Here is a 9,054-nt window from a genome sequence, read left to right as displayed (position 1 = left end):
AATTTAAGATTTTGTTCGGCTCAATGAATACTGAACATTACATAAAGTAATGTTTGAATTGACTGTGCTGAATCCGAAGATTCAATGGTCACTTCGTTTCATTGAAACCTAATTTGAAACCCCTCTTTATTAAGAGAAATTTCTAATTGGATTATCATCAACGAGTGCCCACACAGATTGATAGGTCTATATTGTTAAAGAGCTTGCTTATCGAGAAGTTTTTCTCTCAAAGCGGAGGTGCATTCTAGCGAGATAATTGAGAGTGTCAAACACTTTTTTCAACTAATTTTCGTAGAAGCTTTTCACCTCTTCGACCCTGCTGAAGCCTTGTGGCGTCTGCCGTGTCGATGGATGCGCATTATAGGGAGAAGATTTTCTTTGGCAATACTAAAAGTACATTTTTTCTAAAAAAACATGCCAAGTGGATACTTTCCATCCAACCCAAAAATTACCCCGAAATAACACTCAAGATTTCTACAGCTTACCCACAAAAACCTGTGGATAACTACTCATCACTATCGAAGAAGTAAGAAATGCGTGAACGCGGATTAAGATACTCTTTGATTTTCTCCGGCAATTTAGACGGATGAATCGCGTTAACTATCTTTATATCCTTTGCTGCAAGATCAATGATTGGCGCCTGCGTCCTTGGCACTGATGGGTCGTAAACCAATACATTTGGGAATAATAGATGCGATGCATTCACTGAGATAACCAAGCCCACCATATTATTGGAAAGCTGAACCACAGTGCCTGGAGGAAACACGCCCATAAACTTAATCAGGATATTCAGGTTTTCTTCTTTATATAGGTGTTTACAGTTCTTATATAAATGAGAGAGTGCGGTATAAGGAATTTTTTGCTCTGAGACTATAGGTGTATGACACAAGTTATCAAATGCGTTAGCTACAGCAATAATTTGAGCAAACTCGTTGATCTCATCTCCTTTCAGACCTTTGGGATAGCCAGACCCATCTCTTAGTTCATGGTGCTGTGCAATCACAACTCTCGCAACCTCGGGAAAACCTTCTATTTGACTCGCAAGGTCTACTCCATATTTGGTGTGCAACTTTAAGTAGTTAATTTCTGGTTCCGTCAGCGGTGCTTGCTTTCTTAATATTGCGGTAGGAATTTTTATTTTACCGATATCGTGGAATAGCGCTGAAAATGAAAGCTCTTTCAACTGCGCAGCTGAGTACCCGTTAGCACGGCCAATCATCATGGCGATAACAGCAACGTTCAACGAATGGAAATAAATATCTTCAAACTCATTTTTACCGTTCATCAGATGTAGAGTGACATTATCATCACACATTAACTTCTCGACGATATCTTCAATAAGAAGCTTTGCTTCATCAACGGCAGCTGTTGGACGATTGCGAATTTTCGTCATGACTGAGCGCATACGCGCAAGAGAGCGCTCAAACTCTTTTTCGCACTGAATAACGCGTCGACGATACGCACTTAACTTTTCTATGCGGTTTTGTTTTTCTTGCCAAAGTTTTTGAGTTTCATGATCTAGCGACGCTTCATTCGTTACTCTATCAGCTTGTATCTGGTCGACTGGAAGTGGTGCGGCATCACTTTGCTCTGGATTAAAGTAAACGAACTTTACACCGAGGTGACGGATCATCTCGACTTGTTCTTGATCTTTAATCTTAAAACTATTGAGTAGAAAAGGGTGATCGTTCCACTTTAGCGGAAGACGGATATGTAATCCGGGTTGAATACGATCGACCGTAAGTTTAATGGCTGCCACTTATTCACTACTGATTTACGTTGCCTAAGAGAGTTAGAATACTAGTAAATTTTGTGAATAAATTCATCAGTAAGTATCAAAACATCAGATGGTCATTTCTAATTACTCATTTAATGAGCAAAAGCAAGCTACTTTAAGGTTCGATCTGCTTTGCGTATTTTAAGCTGAGCCTCGAACGTTGGCTTATCTATTATTTCTTGACCTTTGACTAATCCCATTAATGTTTGTACCGCTACACGGGCCATATCACTGATAGGAAAGTGCACTGCCGACACTGTAGGATAAAGGCTTTCACAAAGGTCGACACTGTCAAAGCTAGTTAAAGAGATTTGCTCCGGTACTGAAATATTGTGCTCGTGTAAGTACTGCATTGCACCGACCGTCATTTCCTCACTGCAAGAAAAGACTGCAGTAACTTCAGGGTGTCGTTGTAAAATTGCAGCCATTGCATCATAACCACTTTGCCGACCATAATTCCCTTCTTCACACCAGCTTTCGTCAATATCGATACCTGCGTCCTTCATCGCGTCAACGTACCCAAGCTTTCTTAATAAACTATTATGACGTTGGGATGGACCGGTAATACAGGCGATTTTTCTATGACCACCAGCTAAAAGATGCTCGACGGCAATACGGCTTGCATGATGATGATTAAAAGTAACGCAACGCTCTTCTATTCCTTCAACATAGCGATCCAGAAGAACGAAAGGCGTAGGCTGTTTTGCTAATTCACGTAAATCATCATCTGACAAATAACGACTATGGAGGACATAGCCATCACAACGCAGATCATTAAAACGCTGAATGGCTTCCTTTTCACCTTCTGCAGAATGATGTCCTTGAGCGGTAATCAGAAACTTTTTATGAATATCCAGCTCAGTCTGAACCTGCTCCATCATCTCGCCAAAGAAGCCCCCCGTATAGTAAGTCACCAATAAGCCAACCATATTACTGGATGAGGTTGCGAGTGAACGAGCAATCGCACTCGGGCGATAATTCAGTTGCGCCATAGCTTGCTCTACTTTTTTTCGAGTTTCTTCGCGAAACTTCCCCTCCCCATTAATGATTCGAGAAACGGTAGAGCGATTTACACCGGCGAGTTCGGCGACATCTTTAATCCTTGCCATAATGCTATTGGGTCCAACTGCAATTGTTATTAAATATCCGTTTGTGTAGAACGGCTGCCAGCAATTCGTAAGGTGCTTATAGGGGGCGAAGCTGGCAGCCTTTAATCATACACCGACCATTTGATTGGTAGAAACGAGCTCAGAGTAATCCGTGACAGCTATACCATGTTGAGCTAACTGTTCTTTTAAAATGGGAGAGGTTAGAACTTGTAACTCTAGCTCTCGCTGAAGCGCATAACCACTCTTTAAAATCAGCGCTTGATCGGCCTCTGCCGGGTGGCACATCACCTCAACCAAATCATAGTTTGTCTTTAGACTCAATAAATGCGCCATCAAACCATCTAAACTTACTTTTTGATCGTAAAACTCGTCAGTAAAGACATACCTTGTTGTCATAGATTCTTGACACAAGCCAGTGCCCCGCAGTGGCACTCGGTATTCACTCGCTACTTCTTTAATAACGGGCAAAATTTGAGGGTGAGTATGCGCGTGATGATGGCTATCTAAGTGGCTTAGCTCTAACCCAAGCGATAAAAAATGTTCCACCTGAGCTTTTGCTTCGTCATAAATGACCTGAGTTTCGAAGTCCTGCTTACCCCACAGTTCGTCGTATTTGATAAAATGCGCTCGACCGTTGGTCAAATTAGGGTGCCCAGTTAGAGGCACTCCCGCTGTAAACCTAAGATGAACGCCAATTCTCAAGTCTGGATTATGGCGAGCCAACTCTAAAGCATGTTTCTCAGCATCCATACCGACCATCATGGTGGTTGAATGAACAACACCTTGCTGATGAGCTTTTACGATGCCGTTATTTACACCTCTCGTTAAACCAAAATCATCAGCATTAAAAATGACTTTCATTGGCGTCCTTCCTTAGTACTACAACGTCGTTAGTTTAAATTGAGGTAAATACGGAGCGTTCACCGCTAGAATATCATCCAGAATTGACTTGGCACGACCAATGTCTGGCACCAATGGGTTGTTGGTTAATGCCATGAGCGCTTTGTCATAATTACCTTCCACAGCAGCGTCTATTGTCAACTGCTCATATGCTTTGACTTGATAGAGTAATCCTTTGATATTGTTTGACAGCTCACCAACCGCAAGAGGTTTCGCGCCCCAACTACCAATCACCGCGCTACACTCAATCACAGCATCATCAGGGAGGCCGTTAATCGCTCCGTTATTTAAGACGTTAACAACATGAATACTATTACGATTGTTATAAATTGAATCAACCAAGTTTAGTGATGCATCTGAATAATAAGCCCCACCCCGCTCTTCTAACTCTTTCGGCTTATGATCGAGATTAGGATCTTGATAGAGCTTGAATAGCGCATTTTCTGTTTCCATTACCTGCTCAGCACGAGTGCCCTTTTCACCCGCGCTTTGTTTCTCTTCAGCGAGCATAGCATCGGTTTGATAGAAATAACGATGGTAAGGACATGGTATCGCCCCCAGCGCTTTTAGAAATGCTGGATCCCACGGTTCTTCCCAGATGTTCTTCATGCTGAAGTTAGCACCATCACCGACTTTCTCTAATACCGTTTGAGTAATATCTTCTCCATTGAGCCATGCTTTGTGCACCCAAACGAGATGGTTTAATCCGGCAAACTCCAGTTGTAGCTCTTTTGGCTCGCACTCCATCATTTCTGCGATCATCATTTCCATCGAAACCGGCACATTACATAAACCAATACTCTTTACTTTGGTGTACTTACTGACGGCTTCAGAGACCAAACCCGCAGGGTTGGTGAAATTGAGCATCCATGCATTGGGTGCCAACTCTTCAATATCTTTACATATATCAAGAATAACCGGGATGGTTCGCAGTGCTTTAGCAAAACCACCAGGGCCTGTTGTTTCTTGGCCAATGACGTCGTATTTAATTGGAATTCGCTCGTCATTAGCACGAGCAGCAAGGCCACCCACACGGAACTGCGTCATCACAAAGTCCGCATCTTTTATCGCAGCACGACGATCAAAGTCTGCTTTTATCTCAATCTTTGCACCTGCTTTGTCAACCATTCGCTGCGCTAGACCTTTGATAATCTCAAGCTTCTCAGCTCCTGACTCAATGTCCACAAAATGAATCTTCTTAACGGGTAAATATTCTAAGCGCTTAATAACCCCTTCAACCAGTTCAGGGGTATAGCTACTACCACCGCCAATAATGGCAAGTTTGATCGCCTCTCTAGACATTTTTCTCCCCTTATTTGTTCGAGATTTTTTTGTTCAGTGCAACGATTTCTACAGCCATTTCTTGAGCCAAAATCGTGGTCATTAAGTGATCTTGAGCATGTACCATCACTAACGTCATCGGGACTTTCCCTTCCCCCTGATCTTCCTCAATCAACTGAGTCTGAATTAAGTGGGCTTTGTTAATGCACTCTCTTGCTTGAGAGAGCTTCTCCTCAGCCGCATCAAAATCTTGTTCTCTAGATAAACGCAATGCCTCGTAGCTCAAACTTCTAGCTTCGCCAGCATTGCAGATGATCTCCATTACAACCAATTCTTGTTCCATCATTTTCTCTCCGAAAATCGGGCCGCGGCAATTACGGCCCATTAAGCACCGTTAAGCAGTAACACCTTCGCCTGAAGGTTGCGCCTCATCTTTAGTTTCTTTCGTCGTTGGTAGTTCTTGCTCCAACATTTGCTTCTCAAACATTTTGAAGAATGGAAAGTAGATAATTAGATCAAGAATCAATAAACCAATGACGAGCAATACTGGAGCAAAGGTCCAACCGCTACCCCACGAAGCACCTATCAGTGCTGGTGTTGTCCAAGGCGTTGTAGCGACACCCATACCCACAAAGCCAACATGCACAGCAAAGTACGCAATCGTAGCGTTGATGACTGGAGCGAAGACGAACGGGATAAACAAAGTCGGGTTCATCACAACTGGGCTACCGAAGATCACAGGTTCATTGATTTGGAAGAAGCCAGGCACCGCACTCATTCGACCAATACTCTTAAGGTGAACAGAACGGCTAAATGACATCAGCATAACAAGAGCAAGTGTTGCACCAGAGCCACCGATAAAGATGTAAAAATCCCAGAAAGGCTGAGTAAATACGTTTGGAATCGGTTCACCTGCAACAAAGGCTTCGATGTTGGCACCAATGTTGGTCAAGAAAATTGGAGAAAGCAGCCCCACAACAATTGCAGCACCATGGATACCCGCAAACCAAAGTAGTTGGCAAAGCAATAGAGCGCCAATAATGGCAGGCAATGAGTTAGACGCACTAATTAAAGGCTTAAAGACTGCCATGACCGCATCTGGAATCAGCATGTCGTACTGGGTTTGCACGAAAAGGCTAAGTGGATATAAGGTAATGAATATCGCTAAGACTGGTAACAGTACTTCAAATGATCGTGCAATCGCCGGTGGAACTTGCTCTGGCATGCGAATCGTAATGTTGTGTTTTTTCATAAAACGGTAGAGCTCTACCGAGAAGAATGCACACATCACAGCAGTGAAGATCCCTGTTCCTCCCATATGTGACATAGACAACGCGCCATCTTTAGCAGGGGCCGCGATGAGTAAAAAAGACATCAGCGACAATACAGCACTCGTGATCCCATCCATCTTGTAAGCCTTAGCTAAGCTATAAGCAACGCCGAGCGAAACAAAAATGGTCATGATCCCCATCGACATGTTGTAGGGCATCATTATGGTATCAAAATGTGTGGTGGCGAAATCGAGCCAAATTCGACCAAAAGTAAAGGTCGTGTCTTCGGCAAATGGTGGGAATGCAAAAATCAAAATGAAACTACCGACAATAATAAACGGCATTGCAACTATAAAACCGTCTCTCATTGCTCGAACATGGGGCTGATTCCCCACTTTTGCTGCTATAGGGGCTATATGCTTTTCGACTGCGCCTATAATTGCGTCATAAAGCTTCATAGAATCCATCCTTATTTTAGGAAAAAGAATCCCGCATCAAATATTTATATTTGATGTACAGTTATCTTTTTTAATTTAAAACTATGGTTTAGTTAATTAATTCTAATGCTTGCTCTAGTACTTCCTCTCCCTTCATCATTCCATAATGCTGAGGAGAAATCGCATCAATGTTTTTACCATGCTCTTGCGCCGTTTTTCTTAGCTCTTCTAGCTGAAAACGTACTTGAGGCCCGAGAAGACAAACATCGTACTCTTTAATTGCATCTTCAAATGCATTCACTGACATCGCATCAATTTTGCACTCAATTCCTTTATTTTCAGCAGCTTGCTCCATTTTTTTAACAAGCATACTGGTTGACATCCCTGCGCTACAGCATAAAAGGATCTTTTTCATAGCCTTACTCCCGTTGTGTAAATTTCAACCTGCAAAAACTGTAGCAAAAATAACCAAGACAAAAAAGCGCAACCGGTTGCATTATTCGTGAACACAATCCCAATTTAGAAAATACGACCTGTTTTTTAGTAATTATTTAGGTCTAGGATAAAAGTCAGGAAATAAATTAAGACACTACATTAGGTTTCAAATTATCAATATATTACTACTGACAACGTCGTTATTAATTTCTAAAAAGGAATAGAGAATGAAATTTAATAAATTGGCTATTGCAACGCTTGTAAGTGCCGCACTATCACAATACTCATTTGCTCAAACCGACTCTAAAGGCACCATTTATCTAACGTTTGATGATGGACCAATCAATGCTTCTATTGACGTTATTCAAGTACTTAACCAAGAAGATATCAAAGCGACGTTTTACTTTAATGCTTGGCACTTAGACGGAATTGGTGATGAGAATGAAGACCGTTCGCTAGAAGCCTTAAAGCTCGCATTAGACACTGGTCATATTGTCGCGAACCATAGTTACGATCATATGGTTCATAACTGCGTTGATGAGTTTGGACCTAATAGCGCAGCAGAATGTAATGCTACCGGCGACCACCAGCTTAACTCGTACCAAGATCCTGTTTACGATGCCTCAATGTTTACGGAAAACTTATCTGTGTTAGAGAAGTATTTGCCTAACATTACAAGCTACCCGAATTATAAGGCAACAGAGTTTGCTAGACTGCCCTACACCAACGGCTGGCGCGTGACTAAAGACTTCAAAGCAGATGGATTATGTGCAACGTCTGATGACTTTAAACCTTGGGAACCAGGCTACGTTTGTAATATCAACGACCCATCAAACAGTGTGAAAGCCTCAATTGCGGTACAAAACATTCTGGCTAATAAAGGCTATCAAACACATGGTTGGGATGTAGATTGGGCACCTGAAAACTGGGGGATAGCAATGCCAGCCAACAGTCTAACAGAGGCAGAACCTTTCCTAGGTTACGTAGATGCAGCATTGAACAACTGTGCTCCTACCACCATCAACCCTATCAATTCAAAAGCACAAGAGTTTCCATGTGGTACACCACTCCACGCAGACAAGGTCATTATTCTAACGCATGAGTTTTTGTTTGAAGACGGTAAGCGAGGAATGGGCGCAACCAAGAATTTACCTAAATTAGCGGAATTTATCCGACTAGCAAAACAAGCTGGCTATGTATTCGATACGATGGATAACTACACACCAAACTGGCAAGTTGGTCATAGCTACAACGCTGGCGACTACGTCCTACATTTAGGCACCGTTTACCAAGCAGTGACCAGCCATAACGCACAGCAGGACTGGGCACCTTCCCCAACCTCTAGCCTTTGGACCAATGCTGATCCGGCAACAAATTGGGAAGTGAATGTTTCATATAAAGAGGGAGATGTTGTGACGTACTCTGGCAAACGTTATCTCGTCAACGTGCCACACGTATCTCAAGCCGATTGGACACCTGACTCACAGAACACCTTGTTCACAGCTCTATAAGCTGTTCCCTACTATTATCATGTAGTAGCTTGCGCGAGGTAATCCCTCGCGCTTTTTTATTTTTAGAAAAGTAAAAATGGAAAGCAGTAAAGAGTGGACTGACTGGGCCTGGCATTCCTGACGCCACGCTGGATTTGAATTCACAAACCCTAGATACAACAAAGCCCCGACTTACGTCGAGGCTTTATCATATGAATTATGGTACCGGTGGGCGGACTTGAACCGCCACGCCCGAAGGCAACGGATTTTGAATCCGTCGTGTATACCAATTTCACCACACCGGCATCTTTGGGCTATTGCCCTTTGATGGTTGGCATTATACGGAAGCTTTTG

General features: G+C 42.7%; 8 protein-coding genes and 1 tRNA gene. 1 reads left to right on the top strand and 8 read right to left on the bottom strand.

Annotated elements, in window-relative coordinates:
- Positions 1-505: 505 nt before the first annotated feature.
- The 7 genes from NL644_RS22085 to NL644_RS22055 form a co-directional block, all read right to left on the bottom strand.
- Complete coding sequence (locus NL644_RS22085) at positions 506-1,759, bottom strand: HD-GYP domain-containing protein (RefSeq protein WP_253658799.1); 1,254 nt, start codon at positions 1,757-1,759, stop codon at positions 506-508.
- Positions 1,760-1,887: 128 nt separating this feature from the next.
- A complete protein-coding gene (locus NL644_RS22080) occupies positions 1,888-2,886 on the bottom strand; it encodes a LacI family DNA-binding transcriptional regulator (protein ID WP_006742369.1) in 999 nt (332 codons plus the stop codon).
- Between the two features lie 105 nt (positions 2,887-2,991).
- Complete coding sequence (gene chbG, locus NL644_RS22075) at positions 2,992-3,747, bottom strand: chitin disaccharide deacetylase (protein WP_006742368.1); 756 nt, start codon at positions 3,745-3,747, stop codon at positions 2,992-2,994.
- 18 nt (positions 3,748-3,765) lie between these two features.
- Entirely contained in the window at positions 3,766-5,088 is a 1,323-nt protein-coding gene (locus tag NL644_RS22070; RefSeq protein WP_005397437.1) for a 6-phospho-beta-glucosidase, read from the bottom strand.
- Positions 5,089-5,098: 10 nt separating this feature from the next.
- Entirely contained in the window at positions 5,099-5,410 is a 312-nt protein-coding gene (locus NL644_RS22065) for a PTS lactose/cellobiose transporter subunit IIA (RefSeq protein ID WP_031780628.1), read from the bottom strand.
- Between the two features lie 51 nt (positions 5,411-5,461).
- Positions 5,462-6,796 carry a PTS sugar transporter subunit IIC gene (locus tag NL644_RS22060; protein ID WP_005397441.1) on the bottom strand — a complete coding sequence of 445 codons (1,335 nt, stop codon included), beginning with the start codon at positions 6,794-6,796 and terminating at the stop codon, positions 5,462-5,464.
- 88 nt (positions 6,797-6,884) lie between these two features.
- On the bottom strand, positions 6,885-7,190 hold the full coding sequence (locus NL644_RS22055; RefSeq protein WP_025767645.1) for a PTS sugar transporter subunit IIB: 306 nt from the start codon (positions 7,188-7,190) through the stop codon (positions 6,885-6,887).
- Between the two features lie 247 nt (positions 7,191-7,437).
- Here NL644_RS22055 and NL644_RS22050 point away from each other — a divergent pair, with 247 nt between their 5' ends.
- Positions 7,438-8,721 (top strand): carbohydrate-binding protein, encoded by a 1,284-nt coding sequence (locus tag NL644_RS22050; protein WP_046873617.1) that lies wholly within the window; start codon positions 7,438-7,440, stop codon positions 8,719-8,721.
- Between the two features lie 199 nt (positions 8,722-8,920).
- Here NL644_RS22050 and NL644_RS22045 read toward each other — a convergent pair.
- A tRNA-Leu gene (locus NL644_RS22045) sits at positions 8,921-9,005 on the bottom strand.
- Positions 9,006-9,054 lie beyond the last annotated feature (49 nt).

Origin of the sequence: Vibrio sp. Y10_XG_PY6, assembly GCF_024181795.1 — a bacterium.
Taxonomy (GTDB): Bacteria; Pseudomonadota; Gammaproteobacteria; order Enterobacterales; family Vibrionaceae; genus Vibrio; species Vibrio diabolicus.
The sequence above is the reverse complement of the archived record's forward strand: the minus strand, read 5'-3'. Positions and strand labels throughout refer to the sequence as shown.